An 18680-nucleotide genomic window follows, 5' to 3' on the forward strand; every position below is an offset into this window, starting at 1 on the left:
TGAAGATCTGAACAAAACGAGAATTGTGTCAACTATGTCGTCGGTCAGATCTGTCACCTATGTCCCCGGTTGCTCAGGGTGGGGGTCCACAAACTCCGCAGTTTATGAGAGTCCGACTCCTCGCTTGCTCTCAACAATGAGGTCGCCGATTTTGTTCGGACGCCCCGCAAGCCATTGACATCATCGCGCGCGGACCCCCACCCCCAACCCCTCCCCGCAAGGGGGAGGGGAGCGCACCGTCTACGCGGCGGGCATCTCGGCTCACATGATCTCTTGGCAAGATCACATCCATCGCATGCTGCTCGCCGACATCCCTTCCATGCACAGACTGCCCGTCGTGTTAGTTTGTCGCATCATCCTCGCTTGTGTCGTCGGGCAAATCACCTGCACATTTCCGCGCGTCCCTGCCGCCGCATGAGGGGCGTGTCGCGACCGTCACGAGACGTTGGCAGCGGGATGCGATGGGCGTGTGTCGACGCAGCGTGGATTTCCTGCGCGGACGAACGGCGATGCACGCACGGTCAAGTCGCGCGGTCCTGATATCCCGATGCTGATATCAAGCGGGTGACGACGCATCAGTGTGTCGTGCTCGTGATGGTGGCCAACAAGCCCGGCGCACCAGGGAGAACGCGAAGCAGCCGTTAAAACCGTTGCGCGGGGAGGGCCGGGCGTTCTCGGCCAGACCTGTGGTGACTGCCGCCTGCTTTCTTGTCTAGCAGGCGGGCCACGGGCGCGGCCAGCGCCCGGCCTTCCCCGCGCCCTCTGTTTTGAGGAGGGTGGTGACGGTGAGCATAACTCGGGCGTCGGTGCGCCGCGAGACGTTGTGTGCTCGTCCAGAATTCAGCTGACCCAAGATTGTCATGATCGCGACGAGAACAGAAGAGCACGGCGCCCACCCTCCGCTGGACCGCAAGACTGTTGCAAATGACCGTCGAAGTTTTGCACTCGTTTCTCTCCACGTCGTCATGGCCGGGCTTGTCCCGGCCATCCACGTCGGTCGGCATCCTGAGAACGACGTGGATGCCCGGGACAAGCCCGGGCATGACGGAGCAACTAATCGGCGGGAGTGTTGGCTGGAACAGGGCCCGTCTCCACATGCGATAGCCCTCTCCTCCGGTGGGAGCCCCCTACATCCGGTTTCAGACATGAGCCCCGCGTGACGGGGATGCGCACCAAAAAAGAAAGGGGCCCCAGCTTGCGCTGGAGCCCCTCAACGGTCAGGGCATTGCCGGGTATTTGCCCGAACCGAAGTTGCGGACCTGGTCGCTTACGACCAAGTCCCGGGAGAACTCAGTAGTTGTAGGCGCGCTCGCCGTGGTCGGTGATATCCAGCCCCTCGCGCTCCTGCTCGACGGTCGGGCGCAGGCCGATGATCACGTCGACGACCTTGTAGAGGATCGCCGAACCGATACCGGACCACAGCAGCGTGGCGACGACAGCCTTGATCTGCGCCAGCATCTGCGTGGCGAAGTCGTAGGTGCCGGCGTTGTTGCCGGTGACGTTGGTGTAGTCGGTGATGCCGACACCGCCGAGAGCCGGGTTGACCAGGATGCCGGTGGCCAGGGCGCCGATGATGCCGCCGATGCAGTGGACGCCGAACACGTCCAGCGCGTCGTCATAGCCGAGAGCGTTCTTCACGGTGGAGACGAAGAACAGGCAGATCGGGGAGACGATCAGGCCGAGGACCAGCGCGCCGATCGGACCGGCGAGACCGGAGGCCGGGGTGACGGCGACGAGACCGGCGACCGCGCCCGAGCAGATGCCGAGCAGCGAGGGCTTGCCCTTGACCGCCCATTCGCAGATCAGCCAGGACAGCGCCGCACCGGCGGTGGCGACCATCGTGTTGACGAAGGCCAGCGCGGTGACACCGTTCGACTCCAGGTTCGAACCGGCGTTGAAGCCGAACCAGCCGACCCACAGCAGGGCAGCGCCGATCATGGTCATGGTCAGCGAGTGCGGAGCCATCAGCTCCTTGCCGTAGCCGGTGCGCTTGCCGACGAGAACCGCACCCACGAGGCCAGCGATGCCGGCGTTGATGTGGACGACGGTGCCGCCCGCGAAGTCCAGGGCGCCGGCACCGGCGAGCCAGCCGACAGCGCCGGTGACTTCGTCGAGCTTGGCCTGGGCCGCGGTCTTGGCGGCGGCATCGGTGGCGGCGGCGACGGCCTTGGCGGCGGCGGCGACGTCATCCGGAGCGGCGATGAACCAGACCCAGTGCGCGATCGGGAAGTAGATGAAGGTGACCCAGAGCAGCACGAACAGCATCACCGCCGAGAACTTGATGCGCTCGGCGAAGGCGCCGACGATCAGGGCCGGGGTGATCATCGCGAAGGTCATCTGGAACACGAAGTAGGCGAGTTCCGGGATCACGACGCCGTTGGAGAAGGTCGGGACCACCGAGTTGGCGTCGACACCCTTCAGGAAGGCCTTGGAGAAGCCGCCGACCCACGAGGTCATGCTGCCGCCGTCGGTGAAGGCCATCGAGTAGCCGTAGAGCGTCCAGACCACGCCGACCATGGCGACGATCGCGAACACCTGGGTGAGAACCGAGGCCATGTTCTTGGTGCGGACCAGGCCGCCATAGAACAGCGCCAGGCCGGGGACCGACATCATCAGAACGAGCGCGCTGGACACGAGCATCCAGGCGACATCGCCCTTGTTGGCAACGGGGGCGGCTGCGGCAGCGGCGGCTGGCGCATCTTCAGCGAAGGCGACATCGGCGAGGCCCGCGACGCAGAGCCCTGCGACTGCGAGCGTAACCCATCCCGCGCTGGTTGGACGCTTGAACGTCATTTTCTTCTACTCCGTAAGTGTTCTGGTTTGAGCGCGAAATCAGAGAGCCGCAGCGTCCGCTTCGCCGGTGCGGATGCGCACGGCGTGGTCGAGGCTGATGACGAAAATCTTGCCGTCGCCGATCTGGCCGGTCTTGGCGGCCGAGGAGATCGCATCGATGGTCTTGTCGACCTGGTCCGAGGGGATCGCGACCTCGATCTTGATCTTGGGCAGGAAGCTCACCGCATATTCGGCGCCGCGGTAGATTTCCGTGTGGCCTTTCTGCCGGCCGTAGCCCTTCACTTCGGTCACCGTGAGACCATGAACGCCGATGGCGGTCAGGGCGTCCCGGACTTCTTCGAGCTTGAATGGCTTAATGATCGCCATAACAATTTTCATGGGTCCTATCCCCGCTTGGGCCCGGCACGGACGTTACCGAGCGCTTCTTGTCGACTGAGGTTCACCACGCGGAGAAAGCTTCACGACGCGGGCACAGCCGGGGCCCTAGAATCAAATGCCGTGCCAGACGGCTGGTCAGGGCTAACGAGCCGTGAATCCTGACCTTTTCAGCCCTCAGGGGGGATGTCCGGGGCTGCGCTATTCGGTCGCGCCCAATTCATGGGCAGTCCTGCGCAAGAACTACGCAAGACAGGCTCGGGACACAATGCTGCCCACGGCGCGGGCAGATTTCCGCGACTCAGAACGGATCAGATGCCGTCAATTACTGCAGCGCCTCGCCGTGCTGGGAGATGTCGAGCCCCTCGAGTTCCTGCTCGCGGGACACCCGCAGCGGGACGAAGGCGCTGACCAGCTTGAGAAGGCCCCAGGTCACTCCGCCGGACCACACCAGGGTGACGGCGACGCCGTAGAGTTGCGACAGCAGCTGCTTCGGATTGCCCTCGATCAGCCCGGCGGTGCCGCCGATCGCGGCGGTGGCGAACACGCCCGCCAGCACCGTGCCGGTGAGGCCGCCGATGCCATGGACGCCGAACACGTCGAGCGAATCGTCGTAATTGAAACGGTGCTTCAGCGAGGTGCAGGCCCAGTAGCAGATGATACCGGCGAGCGCGCCGATGACGAGGCCATGCCAGGGCGCGACGTAACCCGACGCCGGGGTAATGGTGCCGAGGCCGGCGACGGCACCGGAGATCATGCCGAGCACCGACGGCTTGCGCCGGGTCGACCATTCCAGCGCGCCCCAGGTGATCGCGCCGGCGCAGGCGGCGAGGTGGGTGGTCAGGATCGCCATCACGGCATGGGCATTGGCGCCGAGCGCCGAGCCGCCATTGAAGCCGAACCAGCCGACCCAGAGCAGGCCGGTGCCGACCACCGCGAGCGACAGGTCGAACGGCGACAGGTTCTCGCTGCCATAGCCCTGGCGACGTCCCATCACCAGCGCGGCCACCAGTCCGCCGGTGCCGGCGGAGAGATGCACGACGAGGCCGCCGGCGAAATCGACCACGCCGGCCTGGGCGAGGAAGCCGCCGCCCCAGATCCAATGCGCCAGCGGCACGTAGACGAACACGAACCAGGCGACGCCGAACACCAGATAGGCCGAGAAGCGCATGCGGTCGGCGACCGAGCCCGCCACCAGCGCCACCGTGATGATCGCGAACGTCATCTGGTACAGCATGAACAGCGCTTCCGGGATGGTCTTGGCGCCGGGATGCACGCTGTCCATGCCCATGCCGGCGAGGAAGGCGCGATCGAGCGTGCCGATCCAGGCGCCGTCGCCGACGAACGCCAGCGAGTAGCCGAACGCGACCCACAGGATCGAGATCAGCATCACCGCGGCGAGGCTCTGCGCCATCGTCGCCAGCACGTTCTTCTTGCGCACCATGCCCGAATAGAACAGCGCCAGTCCCGGAATGGTCATCATCAGCACCAGCGCGGTGGCGACGATCATCCAGGCGGTGTCGGCGGCTTCGATCGTGGATGGCGCGGCCGCCCGTGCCGGCGTGATCAAGGCGATGCTTCCCGCCGCAGCCAAAGCTGCAGACGCGCGCAGGCAACGAGACGCGCAGGTCCCCATGACAGTCCCCCCGGCATGTCAGATCAGATTGAGAATGGTCGCTCCGCCGCGCCGTTGCGGCGGGCGTGCAGCCGTTGCGGCTGCCTAGAGTGCGTCGCTGTCGGTCTCGCCGGTGCGGATGCGGCGGGCGTGATCGATCGGCGTCACGAAAATCTTGCCGTCGCCGATCTGGCCGGTGCGCGCATGCGTGGTGATCACCTCGACCGCCTTCTCGGCGATATCGGAGTTCACCGCGATCTCGATGCGCAGCTTGGGCAGGAAGTTCACGATATATTCGGCGCCCCGATAGATCTCGGTGTGGCCCTTCTGACGGCCGTAGCCCTTGACCTCGGTGACGGTCATGCCGTGGACGCCGATCGCGGTGAGGGCCTGGCGCACCTCGTCGAGCTTGAAGGGTTTGATGATCGCGACGACGAGCTTCATGGGCGGGCCTTGGGTTCCTCGGAGCTGAACAGCCTGTTTCGCAGGCAGCAATGGGTCGGCTGTTTTGGCCTGTTCATAGGCAAATGGCACAAAATGAGCGCAGCGTTAAGCGAAAACGTCAAGGAGTGACCGATATCACTGAACGCAAAACCGCCTCGGCCGACAGACTGAAGAAACTTTTCCTGCCTCTCCACTCAAGGACCCCCAAGGACACCCTATGTCGAATCGTTCCTGGTATTACGCGGCTCAAGGTCAGCAACAGGGCCCCATCTCGGAAGACGAGTTGCGCGACCTGATTGCCCGGGGTGTCGTGACCGCCGAAACTCTGCTCTGGAGCGACGGCATGGCCGGCTGGGAGAAGGCTGGACGCATTCCTGGGCTGATGTCGGGTGTGCCGAGCGTTGCGCCGGGCGGCCCGCCCGCGTTCGATGCCGGCGGCTCCGCGCCGTCGGGCGCGCTGTCGGTCAAGCTGGAGACCTGGCCCTATTTCGGCTGGACCGTGCTGTATGTGCTCGGCCAGTTCTTGGTCGTCATCACGCCGTGGACGGCCGTCTACCTCTACCGCTACGTCATCGAGCGGATGAACGTGCCCGGACGGCCCAATCTCGGCTTCAGCGGCCAGCCGCTGGACATCTGGTACGTCTTCATCGCGATGGGCGTCCTGACCTATGTCGGCCTCAGCGACAGCGTGATCCTCAACCTGATCTCGACCATCGCTCCCGCCTTCCTGGGCTGGATGGTGGTGCGCTGGATCGCGACCAAGCTGACCTCCAACGGCGAGCCGCTGCCGCTGCATTTCGAGGGCAGCCCGCTCGCCTATGTCGGCTGGTACCTGCTGCTGCTCGTGTCCGGCATCACCATCATCGGCTGGGCCTGGGTGCTGGCGGCGTGGATGCGCTGGATCTGCCGCAACGTTCAGGGCTCGCGCCGCGAGATCGTGTTCACCGGTTCGGGACTCGAGGTGCTGTGGCGGACGCTGGCCTTCACCTTCGGCTCGATCCTCATCATTCCGATCCCGTGGCTGCTGCGCTGGTACAGTGCCTGGTACGTGTCGCAATTCGCGCTGGTGCCGCGCGGCTCGCAGCTGGCCTGATGGGCTTACGCCCGGCGCTCGCGGATCGATCCCTCCTGCGCGACGGAGGCGACCAGCGTGCCGTCGGGCTTGAAGATCGAGCCGCGGGTCAGCCCGCGGCCGCCCTGCGCGCTCGGCGAATCCTGCGCATAGAGCAGCCATTCGTCGGCGCGGAACGGCCGGTGAAACCACATCGCGTGATCCAGCGAGGCGGGCATCATGCGCTTGTCGAACAGGGTGCGCCCGTAGCGCGCCATGACAGCGTCGAGCAGCGAAAAGTCCGACGCATAGGCCAGCGCGCACATGTGCAGCGCCGGATCGTCCGGCAGCTTCGCCGCCGTCTTGATCCAAACATGGATCCGGCCGTCGTCGATCTTCTTGCCGAAATAGCGATCGAGTTCGACCGGCCGCAGCTCGATCGGCCGGTCGGATTCGTAATAGCGGCGGATGAAGTCCGGCATGCGCTGGAAGAGCTCCGTAAACATCGGCTGCTTGGAGATCTCCTCCGCCGTCAGCTTCTCCGGCGGCGGCACGTCCGGCATCTTGTCCTGGTGGTTGAACGCGCTCTCTTCGTCGCCATGGAACGAGACCATGATCGAGAAGATCGCGTTGCCGTGCTGGATCGCGGTGACGCGTCGCGTCGCGTAGCTCTTGCCGTCGCGCAGGCGTTCGACCTGGTAGATGATCGGCACCTGCGGGTCGCCCGGCAGGATGAAATAGCAATGCAGCGAATGCGGCAGCCGGCCCTCGACGGTGCGGCATGCCGCCATCATCGCCTGGCCGATCACCTGGCCGCCGAACACGCGCTGCCAACTGGTCTTCGGGCTGTTGCCGCGGAACAGGTTCACCTCGATCGGCTCGAGGTCGAGGATCGCGATCAGATCGATCAGTCCCTTGGACATGGCGTGGTGCTTTCGCTGGCGTTGCGGTCCAATCCGGTCCCGGCCCCGTTATGGCAGGATCAGGCATCCGGAATTGACGGCTTCGGGTCGCAGCCGTTGGTTCACGGTCCTGTTTCGCCCAGCTATACTCCACCCGCAAGAGTAACCGTGAGCAGAGTGGCATGACGACACAGCGAAGCATTGTCATTTGTGGCGGGGCCTTTGCCGGCCTGGCGCTGGCGCTGGCGCTGCGGCAGGGCCTCGGGCCCGAGGTGCCGGTGGTCGTCGCCGACCCGGCGCTGGCCAACCGGCCGAGCCGCGATCCCCGCGCGTCCGCCATCGTCGCCGCCTGCCGCAAGCTGTTCGACGCCATCGGCGTCTGGGCCGACGTCGCGCCGGAGGCGCAGCCGATCCTCGACATGGTGATCACCGATTCCAAGCTCGAGGACGCCACGCGCCCTGCCTTCCTGACCTTCGCAGGCCAGGTCGAGGCCGGCGAGCCGTTCGCGCATATGGTCGAGAACCGGCTGCTGATCGATGCGCTCGTCAAGCATGCCGAGGCGGCCGGCGTCGAGCTGAAGGCCGCGCCGGTGACCGGCTTCAAGACGCGGACGGACGCCGTCACGGTGACGCTGGGCGATGGTAGCGAGATGGACGCCAGCCTGCTGGTGGCGGCCGATGGCGCGCGCTCGAAGCTGCGCGAGCGCGCCGGTATTTTGACCCATGGCTGGGACTACGACCAGTCCGGCATCGTCGTGACCGTCGGCCACGAGCGCGACCACAACGGTCGCGCCGAGGAGCATTTCCTGCCGCCGGGGCCGTTCGCGATCCTGCCGCTGACCGGCAAGCGCTCGTCGCTGGTGTGGACCGAGCGGCGCAGGGAGGCGCAGCGCCTCGTCGCGCTCAGCGCCGACGAATTCCATGCCGAGCTGGAGAAGCGCGCCGGGCTGCATCTCGGCGAGTTGAAGGTGCTGGACCAGCCGCGCGCGTTTCCGCTGTCCTATTTCGTCGCTCGCTCCTTCATCGCGCCGCGGCTGGCGCTGGTCGGCGACGCCGCGCATGTCATCCATCCGATCGCGGGGCAGGGGCTCAACATGGGCCTGAAGGATGTTGCGGCGCTGGCCGAGGTCGTGGTCGACGCGGCGCGGATGGGCATCGATCCCGGGCAGGTCGACGTGCTCGAAAGCTACCAGCGCTGGCGGCGGTTCGACACCATGGCGATGGGCGTCGCCACCAACTCGCTGAACTTCCTGTTCTCCAATAAGTCGACCCTGCTGCGCACCGTGCGCGACATCGGCCTCGGCCTCGTCGACCGCGCGCCGCCCTTGAAGGAGCTGTTCATCAAGCAGGCCGCTGGGCTCACCGGCCAGATGCCGCGGCTGCTGAAGGGCGAGGCGCTCTAGCGCGGGCCGGGGGCCGTAATGAAGCCGGCGACGGCCTCGACCATGTCGGGATCGAGCGGGCGGTCGGGGTCGTTGTAGGACGAGAGATTCTCGTCCTCGTTGGCAACGTCGACCAGCACATGGTTCATGTCCGGCAGCCACAGCGTCTTGGCGGCCGGCGCGGCGGTGGCGAGGGCAACCGCGTCGAGCCGCGGGATCTGCGAATCGCGGGCGCCGCCGACGATGAGGATCGGGATCACGATCTGCTTCAGCGGATCGATCGGATCCTCGGCGAAGGCGGAGCCGATGCCGGGCTGCATGCTCGGTGCGATCGGCAGCTCCGGCGGGGGCGGGTCCACCACTTGGCCTGCCATGATGGCATCGATCGCCTTGGCGACCGGCTCCATCTTCGTCGCCGGCAGCTTCTTCTCGAGCTGCGCCTTGAGGAGGTCGCCCTGCTTCCGCGCCGACGTTGTCAGCAGCACCAGGCGGTCGACCGGCGTGCGGCGCGCGGTGAGGATGGCGACGAGGCCGCCCTCGCTGTGGCCGACCAGGACAATGCGGGCGAACTTGCCGCGCAAATAGTCGACCAGCGACGCGCTGTCGTCGACATAGTCCTTGAAGCGGAAGTCCTCGGGCCTGCCGAACTCCGCCTTCCAGCCCCGCGCACCGCGCTTGTCGTAGCGCAGGCTGGCGATGCCGCGGGCAGCAAACTGCTCGGCGAGCTTCTTCAGGGTCGCGGGCTTCAGCTGCGGCCCATTGCCGTCCCGGTCCGTCGACCCGGACCCGGCGATGAGCAGGGCGACCGGCGGCCGCTCGATGCCGGAGGGGGTGGTCAGTACCGCGTCGAGCGGGCCGACGCGGATCGCGCTCTCCTCCGCCGACGCGGCCGAAGTGAGCAGGAGCAGCGCAAGCACGCAGCGGGCGACGGCGGACCGCATCGGTCAGTCGATCTTCCGGGCTTCCTCAGGGAGCATGATTGGAATGCCGTCCCGAATTGGATAAGCGAGCTTCGCCGAACGCGAGATCAGCTCCTGCTTGGCGGCGTCATACTCCAGCGGTCCCTTGGTCATCGGGCAGACCAGGATTTCGAGCAGCTTGGGATCGACGGAATTGGCGGGGCGTTCGAGCGGGGCGTTCATGGCATGGTCTCCGGCGGGCGCTCTGTAGCATATTCGCGATGGCGCTGTCCTCACTCAAGGCTCGTCCAGGGCGATCCTGATCAGCTCCTCGATCACCGCCTGCTGCTGCTCGGGCGGCAGTTGCCGCTCAGACAGCGCGTAGCCGAGGAACGCCCAATAGAGCACCTGGGCGCGCGCCTGTACGATCGCGGCCGGCAGGCGCTGGGCCGCGAGTAGGCCCTCGATATAGCCGAGCCGGCGCTTGTCGATGGCCTGGACGGCCTGGCGCGCCACCGGGCTGGTCGCCGCCCAGCTACGAACGGCGCGCTCCAATGTCAGCCGGGTCGCAAGCGTGCGGCGCAGGAGCACGGCGATGACCGGCTCGTCTCCCGCGCTCGCCTCCACGCCGATGATGATCTGCTCGGCCGCGATGTCGCGCCAATGCTTCAGGAGTTCGGAATGGAACGCGGCGACGTCGGCGAAATGCCAATAGAAACTGCCGCGCGAGACGCCCATGACCTTGGCCATCGGTTCGGCCTTGAGCGCGGTGAAGCCCTTGCTCGCCAGGAGCTTGAGCCCCTGGTCCAGCCAGTCCTGCGCAGAGAGTTGCTCATTCATGTCGTGCCACCTGCCGAACCATACACAAGTGTATTGACGATCGCCAGCGCGGAGTGCATGCTCCATACACAACTGCATGGAGAGGATCATGCGTGACGTGCTGTTGCAATGCGCGGGTGTGACCGCGATCGTCGTGGCCCTGATCCACGGAGTGCTCGGCGAGACCGTCGTCTTCGCGCACGCCAGCATCACGCCCGAGCGGCTGCGCACTCTGCTTCGGGTAGTCTGGCAAGCCAGCACGGTGGCCTGGATCGGTTGCGGGGTCCTGCTGATCGCCGTGCCGTGGATGGAGTCCGAGCCGGCGCGGCATTGGACCGTCATGACCGCGATTGCGGTGTTCGGCTTGGCGGCTGTCGGCAACGCGTGGGCGACACGCGCGCGGCATTTTGGTTGGATCATGCTCGCAGGTGTAGTGGCGATGGCTGCGGCGGGCTACTAGGCTCCCGCCGTCCTGCTCATGGCGTAAAAGCGCCAGCACCTTGACGCGTCGGCGGCAGGCAACGCGTCGCGACATCTCGCTCGCGTTCGGCCGCACTCCGCTCACGGCGATGCCACTGCCGCGACATATTCGGAAAGAATGGTTCCAACTTAGAAGGAGTCTCTTTGCAGACACGGCGGCGGGCCGCTTAGCTGTTCGTCGTCGCGAACGGATGCCCGGCATCGTCTTGGGTGCGGAAGCAGGACCGTTCTCCGATTTGCTTGTCTGGATAAGAGAGGACGGATCGATGTTGGTCGACGTGGTGCGGAAGTTGGTCGTGGTGGGTGGAAGTGCCGGCATGCTGCTGGTTGCAGCGCAGGCCTATGCCGGGGGGCCGAGCGAGATTTGCCTGACCTATGCCAACGGTCAGTTCGAGCCCAAGGAGCCCACCGTCCCCGCAGACGCGCCGCTCACGATCCGTGTGAAGAACATGGAAGGCAAGGCCATCGAGTTCGAGAGCGAGACCTTGAAGATCGAGAAGGTCATCGCCGCCAACAGCGAGGCCGTTCTGAACGTGCGGGCGATGAAGTCGGGCCGCTACGAGTTCTACAACGACTTCAACGAAAAGGCCCGCGGCTTCGTCAACGTCCAATAGCGCTCAGCAGGTCACGCCATGCTCGCCGCACTGATCATCGTCTTTCGCGAAGTCTTCGAAGCCGGCCTGATCGTCGGTATCGTGCTGGCCGTCACCAGTGCCGTGCCGCACCGGTTGCGCTGGATCGGCGCCGGATTGTTCGCAGGCCTGGTCGGCGCCTGCATGGTCGCGGCGTTCGCGGGCACGCTGACGCAGTTGTTCGAAGGCATGGGGCAGGAGCTGTTCAACGCGGCGATCCTGTCGACCGCCGTGATCATGCTGACGTGGCACAATGTCTGGATGGCGCGGCACGGCCGCGAGATGGCACAGGAGTTGCGGACGATGGGCCAGGCGGTGGCCGAAGGCGCCAAGCCGCTGGTGGCCTTGGCGACGGTGATCGCCATCGCGGTGCTGCGCGAAGGCAGTGAAGTCGCGCTGTTTCTCTACGGCGTCGCCGCGTCCGACGAGGGCGGCGGCCGGGCGCTGCTCGGTGGTGGCGTGTTGGGGCTGCTGCTCGGCGTCGCCGTCTGTCTGTTGACCTACTATGGCCTGATGCGCATTCCACCGCGCGCGCTGTTCCGGACCACGACCGTGCTGATCACCTTGCTGTCGGCGGGAATGGCGGCGCAGGCGGTGTTCTTCCTCGCCCGAGCCAACTGGCTGACCTCGTTCGATCAGGTGATGTGGGATTCGAGCGCGGTGCTGCCGGAGAAGGGCCTTGCCGGACGGACGCTCAAGGCGCTGATTGGCTATACGGATCAGCCGACCGCGATGCAGCTCGCCGTCTATGTCGGGGTCATCCTGGCGACGATTGCGCTGATGCGCCTCACGGCAGCGCCGGCGCCGCGGCGCGCGGTTGCCGCGGAGTGATCACTGCAGGGGTGGATCTCCCGAGGTCCGCTTCTTGGCGAGATCCATCTCGGTGACGGCGATGAGGATCTCGGTGCGCGTCTTCAGGTCCGGCGCTTCGAGCATCGCCTGCTTTTCGGCCGGCCCATAAGGTGACATCATCGCGAGCGCGTTCACGAGCGCCTCGTTGGGGGCGGCTTCGATGCCGGCCCAATCGACCTTAAGATTGTTGGCCTTGAGGAAGTCGGTCAGCACCGCGAGCAGCGCGTCGCGGTCGACCGCATCCTCACCCTTGCGCGCGGTGAAGTCGTCGAGGAACGGGAAATAATCGACTTTGCACTGGCGGTACGGCGTCAGCACGGTCATCTCCTCGACGACCTTGAAGCGGGAGACGCCGGTGAGCTCGAGGATGTAGCGGCCATCGCCGGACTCTGCGAGCTGCGTGATGCGGCCGACGCAGCCGACCTTGAACAGGACGGGGCGTTCCTCGCTGGAGGAATGCGTCACGTCGGGCTGGATCATGCCGATCAGCCGATGGCCGTCGCGGAAGGCGTCGTCGACCATCGCGAGGTAGCGCGGCTCAAAGATGTTGAGCGGCATCTGGCCGCGCGGCAGCAGCAGCGCGCCCGCCAGGGGAAACACCGGAATGATCTCCGGCAGCTCGGCGGGACCGCGATATTCGGCATTGATCGGCATGCGATACCTCGTATCCCCCAGAGAGCGCGTGGGTGCCCGCCTAGCTCACGAAAACAGGATCGTCGACAGCCGCTTGCGGCCCTCGACGGTGGCCTCGTCGGCGCCGCCCCAGGCTTCGAAGAACTGCACGAGCTGCTTGCGCGCGCCGTCCTCGTTCCATTTGCGGTCGCGCCTGACGATCTCGAGCAGATGGTCGGTGGCCTCCGTCCGCTTGCCCGCGGCGTTGAGCGCGATCGCGAGGTCGAAACGCGCCTGATGGTCCAGCGGATTGGCGGTGACCTTCTGTTCCAGTTCGCCGACGGGCCCGAGCGACTGCGCCTGCTCGGCGAGATCAATCGCGGCCTGCACTGCGGACACGGCCTGATCATTGCGCTTGGCTTCGGGCACCATGGCGAGCGTCTGCTTGGCCTGCTCGATCGCGCCGAGCTCGACCTGGCACTTCGCCAGACCTGCGATCGCCGGAATATTCGTGGCATCGAACGCCAGCACCTCGGCGTAGATCTCGGCGGCGCCGGCGGCATCACCTTCGGCCAGCACGGCCTCGGCTTCCTTGAGGATCTCGGCGATGTCGGGCTCTCCGGCGCCGGGAACGCCCTTGGTGATCTTCTCGATGAAGGCGCTGACCTGGCTCTCGGGAACGGCGCCCATGAAGCCGTCGGCCGGCCGGCCGCCGACGAAGGCGATCACGGCGGGAATCGACTGGATACCCATCTGGCCTGGAATGGCCGGATGCTCGTCGATGTTCATCTTCACCAGCTTGACCTTGCCCTTGGCGGCCTTGACGGCCTTTTCCAGGATCGGGGTCAGCTGCTTGCACGGTCCGCACCACGGAGCCCAGAAGTCGATGAGGACTGGCTGACGTTTCGATTCCTCGATCACGTCCTTCACGAAGCTCTGGGTCGTGGTGTCCTTGATCAGATCCGGCACCTGCGGCGCCGCTCCGTTGCCCTGCTCAACAATGGTCACGGGGTCCTCGTCCGAAAAAAGCTGGGATGGACAGCGTGCCGGGAACCAGCCGCCGCCGCGCCTCAATACACGGTTTCCGTCACCTTAAGTGGCGGTCGACTGGGGAAATTTCAATTGGTTCATCGCGAACGGCGCCGGTCGCCCGATTCGACCGGGTTTCGCGGTCTCGACACCCAAAATTGAGGATGATCTCGTGACGAAACCTGTCGCAGACCTGTTGCATTCGTCCGCGGCATTTGGCATAGGTTCGCCCGTCGCCGCCGGCCACAGCGCCCAGGTGACACGGATGCGGGTGTAGCTCAGTGGTAGAGCACGACCTTGCCAAGGTCGGGGTCGAGGGTTCGAACCCCTTCGCCCGCTCCAAATTTTCCGCTCCGCAGCTGATACCTCGACGGAACAATCACTTCGATGGCTGGGTCTTGTCCCAGGCCGCGAGCGCGTCGGCAAAGACGCGATCTCCGGTCGGACCTTTTCCGATCGCCAGGATGCCCCGGCGCTGATTGCCGTAGACGAGCGGAATGTCGAACCATTCACGCTGTGCGAGCAGCTCTTCGTTGCGAGCACGATCCTCTTTGACGTTCGAAAAGCCGACCAGGAAGGATCCTTCCGTCACCTTGACGGAGAGTCCGGCCAGCGGTGTCCCGCGCGCATTCTCGTTGGTCTTCATCAGGATTCCCGGCACGTTGCTGATGCCGCCGCCGGCAAAATCAGGGGCCGGCTTGAACATCAGCTCCGCCACGTGGCTGGCCGGCAGCGCGGGATCGTCATTGCGACGAAGGACCAGGCTGACCTTGAGCTTGCGATCGGGAATGTCGATGTCGCCGCGGATGACCGGCAGGGGCTGCCCCGATTGAGCGCTCTTGATGGTGTCGCTCCGCCACGTCACCGAGCCTGAATAGCGCTTGCCCTGGGGGTCCGAGAGATCCTCGTCATACAGCACGGCGAGGCCGGGGGTCCGTGCGTCCAACGGGACCGACGAAGCTGCGGGCTTCGGCGAAGGAGCGGCAGATTGGCTGGCCATCGGGCGGGCCGGCTGGGGGAAGCTCGGCCCGGCGGAGCTCAGCTGCGGGCCGCCGTCCACCAGCGTATACATGACCAGGGGCTGCTGGGCGCCGCCGGTGGCGCGCCCCACCGCCGCATTGGTCTGATTGAAGATCTCGATCAGGCGAAGTCCCGGCTGCTGCAGCGCGTCGGCGAAGGCGACAGCGAATGCGCCATGACCGCCGGGGCCGCGCTGTCCGACGGTCCCAATCTGCGCGGCAAAGGAGACCACGGTACGGGGCGGCACCCGCATCGGCAGCAGGCCGGCGGTGAGCCCGGCGATGCCGCGCGCTTCGAAGGGATTTCCACGGAAGGCGTCCAGAATGACGACGTTCTGGCGCGCACCCGGCGCGTCCAGATCGCGCATGATGCCGTTCAGGCTGCGCAGCTGGGTCTCGGCGTCGGCGGCCTTTGCCGGCGCGGCGTCCACCGGGACCAGATAATTGGCGCCGCCGAGGTTCAGCCCATAGCCGGCGTAGTAGATCAGGGCGACGTCCGCATCTGCGATCCGTCCCCTGAACTCGGCCAGCGCGCGATCGAATCCCTTCTTGTCGAGATCGACCAACGCGGCGCCGCCGCTCAACGTGAATCCGAGCTGCACCAGCCTGTCGGCCACCAGCTTTGCGTCCGCCGCCGGCTCGTCGAGCAGCGGCGCGCGCTCATGGATGGAGTTGCCGATCACCAGCGCTACGCGCTTATCGGCCTCGGCCGGTCCGGCACCCGCCAGGACCGCGATGATCACGGCCATGGCCGCAAAAAGCAGCTGTCCGCCTCGGCGCCTCGCCTCACGCATGCCCACGGTCTCCTGCTCCGATGTTCGCGCGCTGATTTTACCGCAGATCGAACAAAACCGGAACAAGAATCGTAGAGACCGCGGCGGAAATCGCGCTCAGGTCAGACCAGCACGGGCGTGCGAACCCGTCCGGCGTCGCCGAACACCCGCAGGTAACGCGCGATCTCGGCGGGGTCGCCGGTCGCCTTCTCCGGATTGTCGGACAGCTTCACCGCGGGGCGGCCGTCCACGGAGGTCACCTTGCAGACCAGCGAGATCGGGTCGAGGTCCACCGAGCCGTCCGGCGAGCAGCCGACGAAATCGTTGGTCAAATTGGTGCCCCAGCCGAACGACAGCCGCACCTGGTCGGAGAAGCGCTGGTGGATCTGTTCGATCGACTCCACGTCCATCGCGTCGGAGAACACCAGCAGCTTCTGCCGGGGATCGCGCCCCTTGGATTTCCACCAGGCGATGATCTCCTCGCCGGCCTGGATCGGCGGCGCGCTGTCGGGACGGAAGCCGGTCCAGTCGGCGACCCAGTCCGGCGCGTCGCGCAGGAAGGCCTTGGTGCCGAAGGCGTCGGGCAGGGCGATCAGCAAATTGCCGGCATAGGTCTGCCGCCACTGGTCGAGGATGCGGTAGGGCGCGAAGCGCAGATCGTCATCGTTCTTGGCGAGTGCCGCGGCGACCATCGGCAGCTCATGGGCATTGGTGCCGATGGCTTCGAGGTCGTTGTCCATCGCCAGCAGGACGTTCGAGGTGCCGGTGAACGACGAGCCCAGCCCTTCCTTCACGGCCTCGACGCACCAGCGCTGCCACAGGAAGCCGTGGCGCCGGCGGGTGCCGAAATCCGACAGCCGCAGGCCCTCGAGCTTGCGCAGCCGCTCGACCTTCGCCCACAGCTTGGCCTTGGCGCGGGCGAACAGCACGTCGAGCGCGAACCGGCCCTGGCCCTTCATCGCCTGGCGCGAGCGCAGCTCGTTGACGATGGCGAGCGCCGGAATCTCCCACATCGTGGTGTGGGTCCACGGCCCGTGGAAATGCAGCTCGTACTGGCCGTCGGCCTTGTGCAGCTCGTATTCGGGCAGGCGGAAATTGGCGAGCCAGTTCATGAAGTCCGGCGAGAACATGTGGGTCTTGCCGTAGAAGGTATTACCGGCCAGCCAGATCAGCTCCTTCTTGGTGAAGCGGATGGTGCGGGCATGATCGAGCTGGGCGCGCAATTCGCCTTCGTCGATGACGTCGGCCAGGCGCACGCGCTTGGTCCGGTTGATCACCGAGAATGTGACCTGCTGATCCGGGTAGAACTCCCGAATCATCTGCAGCATCAGGAGCTTGTAGAAATCGGTGTCGAGCAGGCTGCGCACGATCGGATCGAGGCGCCAGCCGTGATTATAGGTTCTGCTCGCGATATCGGTGACTGTCATGCGACGATTTTACAGTGCTGCGCGCGACGCCGCCACTGGGCTTGTCGCAGGGGCGCTTGCGGCTGGTGAAGGGGGGATTCCGCCCGATCTGGAGGGTCTATCGGCGGGCCAGCAACGGCAGGCCGGGATCGAACGCCGTGATGGTCTCGACCCATTTCGCGACGCGAAGGAGATGGAGGTCATTGCGGTAGGTGCCGGCGATCTGGACGCCGAGCGGCAGGCCGTTCTTGCCGAACCCGGCCGGCAGCGCCACAGCCGGCGCCCCGACGAAGGTCCACGGCGCGCAATATTCGGCATCGCCGGTCCAGTCGATGCCGTGCGGTGCCTCGCCGAAGGCCGGCAAGGTGAGCACGGCGTCGAAGCCGGCGAGTTCTCCGGCCAACGCGGTCTGCCGCGCGGCCTGCGCCGCCTTGGCGGTGAGATACTCCATCGCCGTCTTGCTGCGCCCGCTCTCGACATGCGCCTTCATCACGTCGCTGACCCGGTCCGGGAAGCGGGCGATGAGGTCGGAGAAGATCGTGGTCGCTTCGCTCAGCATGATCGTGGTGATCGCATCCCAGTTCACCGCATCGAGCGCCTTAAGCTCGATCTCCTCGATCGCGGCGCCCGCGCTGCGCAGCCTGGCGACGACCGACTCGAACACCGCCTGCTGCTCGGCTTCCGCGCGCTCCCATTTGGCGAAACGAACGACCGCGAGCCGCGGCTTCGCCAGCGGCATGAGGCCGGTCTCGATATCGACGGTAAAGCCCGGCAACGGCCGGCCGTGCAGGTCCTCGGCGCTGGAGCCGGCCAGCAAAGACAAAGCGAGCGCGACGTCGTCGACGCGGCGGGCGAAGAAGCCGACATGGTCGAGCGAGGGGCTGAGTGGATGCACGCCGGTACGCGGGATCGCGCCGAAGCTCGGCTTGAAGCCGACCACGCCGTTGAAAGCCGCGGGCCGGATCACCGAGCCGAGCGTCTGCGTCCCCAGCGCCAGTGGCACCAGCCCCGCCGCCACCGCGGCCGCCGATCCCGATGACGATCCCCCCGGCGTGTGCGCCGGGTTCCAGGGATTGACGGTCGGGCCGGGATGCCGCCAGGCGAATTCGGTCGAGACCGTCTTGCCGAAGATCGTGGCGCCGAGATCGCGCAGCCGCGCGACCACCCAGGCGTCGGCATCGGGCACATGATCGCGATAGATCGCCGAGCCGTTGGTGGTCGGCATGTCCGAGGTCGCGATGATGTCCTTGATGGCGACGGGAATTCCACCCAGAGGCCCGGACTTCGCCGCGACATCGCGTGGCAGATATTCGAACGCCTTAAGCTGCGGCTCGATCGCCTGCGTCTTTTTCAGACACTCTTCGCCATAAGCGGCGGGTGCAGACGAGTCCGCCTTGAACTGGCGCAGCAAGTCGACGACGCCGGCACCGGCTTTCGGCGTGGAGAGTGAGAGACGCTCGGACATCAACGATCCCATCGGTAGGACGCATGGTCGCGCGGTGTCAGGTCACGGCGCGGCGCGGTTGCCTCGATCCTATCGAGTGTTCCTCCGCGCGCCAACCGCCCGGCCGATCGGAGCGTATGAATACAGCGCATG

At 66.0% G+C, this 18680-nt stretch carries 17 protein-coding genes, 1 tRNA gene and 1 pseudogene; 6 read left to right on the forward strand and 13 right to left on the reverse strand.

Going from position 1 to position 18680, the window contains the following annotated elements:
- Positions 1 to 1290: 1290 nt before the first annotated feature.
- The 4 genes from ACQR0Z_RS32350 to ACQR0Z_RS32365 all read right to left on the reverse strand — a co-directional run bounded on the left by ACQR0Z_RS32350 (position 1291) and on the right by ACQR0Z_RS32365 (position 5227).
- Positions 1291 to 2793 carry an ammonium transporter gene (locus ACQR0Z_RS32350; RefSeq protein ID WP_434857857.1) on the reverse strand — a complete coding sequence of 501 codons (1503 nt, stop codon included), beginning with the start codon at positions 2791 to 2793 and terminating at the stop codon, positions 1291 to 1293.
- Between the two features lie 39 nt (positions 2794 to 2832).
- Positions 2833 to 3171 (reverse strand): P-II family nitrogen regulator, encoded by a 339-nt coding sequence (locus ACQR0Z_RS32355; protein WP_006611147.1) that lies wholly within the window; start codon positions 3169 to 3171, stop codon positions 2833 to 2835.
- 322 nt (positions 3172 to 3493) lie between these two features.
- Positions 3494 to 4804, reverse strand: a complete 1311-nt coding sequence (locus ACQR0Z_RS32360) for an ammonium transporter (protein WP_434921338.1) — start codon at positions 4802 to 4804, stop codon at positions 3494 to 3496.
- Positions 4805 to 4888: 84 nt separating this feature from the next.
- Positions 4889 to 5227, reverse strand: coding sequence for a P-II family nitrogen regulator (locus ACQR0Z_RS32365; RefSeq protein ID WP_257167498.1), 339 nt, complete (start codon positions 5225 to 5227; stop codon positions 4889 to 4891).
- 217 nt (positions 5228 to 5444) lie between these two features.
- On the opposite strand from ACQR0Z_RS32365, the gene ACQR0Z_RS32370 reads away from it, so the two are divergent.
- The gene (locus ACQR0Z_RS32370) at positions 5445 to 6320 is read left to right on the forward strand and encodes a DUF4339 domain-containing protein (RefSeq protein ID WP_434921339.1); all 876 of its coding nucleotides are present in this window, start codon (positions 5445 to 5447) and stop codon (positions 6318 to 6320) included.
- Positions 6321 to 6325: 5 nt separating this feature from the next.
- On the opposite strand, the gene tesB is transcribed toward ACQR0Z_RS32370, so the two are convergent.
- Positions 6326 to 7201: an acyl-CoA thioesterase II gene (gene tesB, locus ACQR0Z_RS32375; RefSeq protein WP_434857854.1), complete on the reverse strand. Its 876-nt coding sequence runs from the start codon at positions 7199 to 7201 to the stop codon at positions 6326 to 6328.
- Positions 7202 to 7308: 107 nt separating this feature from the next.
- Between tesB and ACQR0Z_RS32380 the strand changes: the two are divergent.
- A pseudogene (locus tag ACQR0Z_RS32380) lies at positions 7309 to 8583 on the forward strand (ubiquinone biosynthesis hydroxylase); the annotation flags it as partial.
- Here ACQR0Z_RS32380 and ACQR0Z_RS32385 read toward each other — a convergent pair.
- From ACQR0Z_RS32385 to ACQR0Z_RS32395, 3 genes are read right to left on the reverse strand one after another with little or no spacing between them, the layout of a single operon-like run.
- Positions 8580 to 9503 carry an alpha/beta hydrolase gene (locus ACQR0Z_RS32385; protein WP_434921340.1) on the reverse strand — a complete coding sequence of 308 codons (924 nt, stop codon included), beginning with the start codon at positions 9501 to 9503 and terminating at the stop codon, positions 8580 to 8582. The pseudogene ACQR0Z_RS32380 and the gene ACQR0Z_RS32385 overlap by 4 nt on opposite strands.
- A gap of 3 nt (positions 9504 to 9506) precedes the next feature.
- Positions 9507 to 9704 carry a Trm112 family protein gene (locus ACQR0Z_RS32390; protein WP_434857852.1) on the reverse strand — a complete coding sequence of 66 codons (198 nt, stop codon included), beginning with the start codon at positions 9702 to 9704 and terminating at the stop codon, positions 9507 to 9509.
- A 54-nt stretch (positions 9705 to 9758) separates the two neighbouring features.
- Positions 9759 to 10301, reverse strand: a complete 543-nt coding sequence (locus ACQR0Z_RS32395) for a TetR/AcrR family transcriptional regulator (protein ID WP_434921341.1) — start codon at positions 10299 to 10301, stop codon at positions 9759 to 9761.
- An 88-nt stretch (positions 10302 to 10389) separates the two neighbouring features.
- Between ACQR0Z_RS32395 and ACQR0Z_RS32400 the strand changes: the two genes are divergently transcribed.
- The 3 genes from ACQR0Z_RS32400 (at position 10390) to ACQR0Z_RS32410 (ending at position 12223) form a co-directional block, all read left to right on the forward strand.
- The gene (locus ACQR0Z_RS32400) at positions 10390 to 10740 is read left to right on the forward strand and encodes a hypothetical protein (protein WP_434921342.1); all 351 of its coding nucleotides are present in this window, start codon (positions 10390 to 10392) and stop codon (positions 10738 to 10740) included.
- 286 nt (positions 10741 to 11026) lie between these two features.
- Positions 11027 to 11374, forward strand: coding sequence for a cupredoxin domain-containing protein (locus ACQR0Z_RS32405; protein ID WP_434857849.1), 348 nt, complete (start codon positions 11027 to 11029; stop codon positions 11372 to 11374).
- A gap of 18 nt (positions 11375 to 11392) precedes the next feature.
- Positions 11393 to 12223 carry an FTR1 family iron permease gene (locus tag ACQR0Z_RS32410; RefSeq protein WP_434857848.1) on the forward strand — a complete coding sequence of 277 codons (831 nt, stop codon included), beginning with the start codon at positions 11393 to 11395 and terminating at the stop codon, positions 12221 to 12223.
- Here ACQR0Z_RS32410 and ACQR0Z_RS32415 read toward each other — a convergent pair whose 3' ends face one another.
- Together ACQR0Z_RS32415 and trxA are read right to left on the reverse strand one after the other, a co-directional pair.
- Positions 12224 to 12898, reverse strand: a complete 675-nt coding sequence (locus ACQR0Z_RS32415; protein WP_434857847.1) for an LON peptidase substrate-binding domain-containing protein — start codon at positions 12896 to 12898, stop codon at positions 12224 to 12226.
- Between the two features lie 45 nt (positions 12899 to 12943).
- Positions 12944 to 13864, reverse strand: a complete 921-nt coding sequence (trxA, locus tag ACQR0Z_RS32420; RefSeq protein ID WP_434857846.1) for a thioredoxin — start codon at positions 13862 to 13864, stop codon at positions 12944 to 12946.
- Between the two features lie 288 nt (positions 13865 to 14152).
- On the opposite strand from trxA, the gene ACQR0Z_RS32425 reads away from it, so the two are divergent.
- Positions 14153 to 14227: transfer RNA gene (locus ACQR0Z_RS32425), tRNA-Gly, on the forward strand.
- Between the two features lie 37 nt (positions 14228 to 14264).
- On the opposite strand, the gene ACQR0Z_RS32430 is transcribed toward ACQR0Z_RS32425, so the two are convergent.
- The 3 genes from ACQR0Z_RS32430 to ACQR0Z_RS32440 all read right to left on the reverse strand — a co-directional run bounded on the left by ACQR0Z_RS32430 (position 14265) and on the right by ACQR0Z_RS32440 (position 18548).
- A complete protein-coding gene (locus tag ACQR0Z_RS32430) occupies positions 14265 to 15698 on the reverse strand; it encodes a caspase family protein (protein ID WP_434921343.1) in 1434 nt (477 codons plus the stop codon).
- Between the two features lie 101 nt (positions 15699 to 15799).
- Positions 15800 to 17104: a nicotinate phosphoribosyltransferase gene (gene pncB / locus ACQR0Z_RS32435; protein ID WP_434857844.1), complete on the reverse strand. Its 1305-nt coding sequence runs from the start codon at positions 17102 to 17104 to the stop codon at positions 15800 to 15802.
- A 97-nt stretch (positions 17105 to 17201) separates the two neighbouring features.
- Complete coding sequence (locus tag ACQR0Z_RS32440) at positions 17202 to 18548, reverse strand: amidase (protein WP_434921344.1); 1347 nt, start codon at positions 18546 to 18548, stop codon at positions 17202 to 17204.
- Positions 18549 to 18680: the final 132 nt, after the last annotated feature.

Origin of the sequence: Bradyrhizobium sp. HKCCYLS3077 (genome assembly GCF_051167555.1) — a bacterium.
Taxonomy (GTDB): Bacteria; Pseudomonadota; Alphaproteobacteria; order Rhizobiales; family Xanthobacteraceae; genus Bradyrhizobium.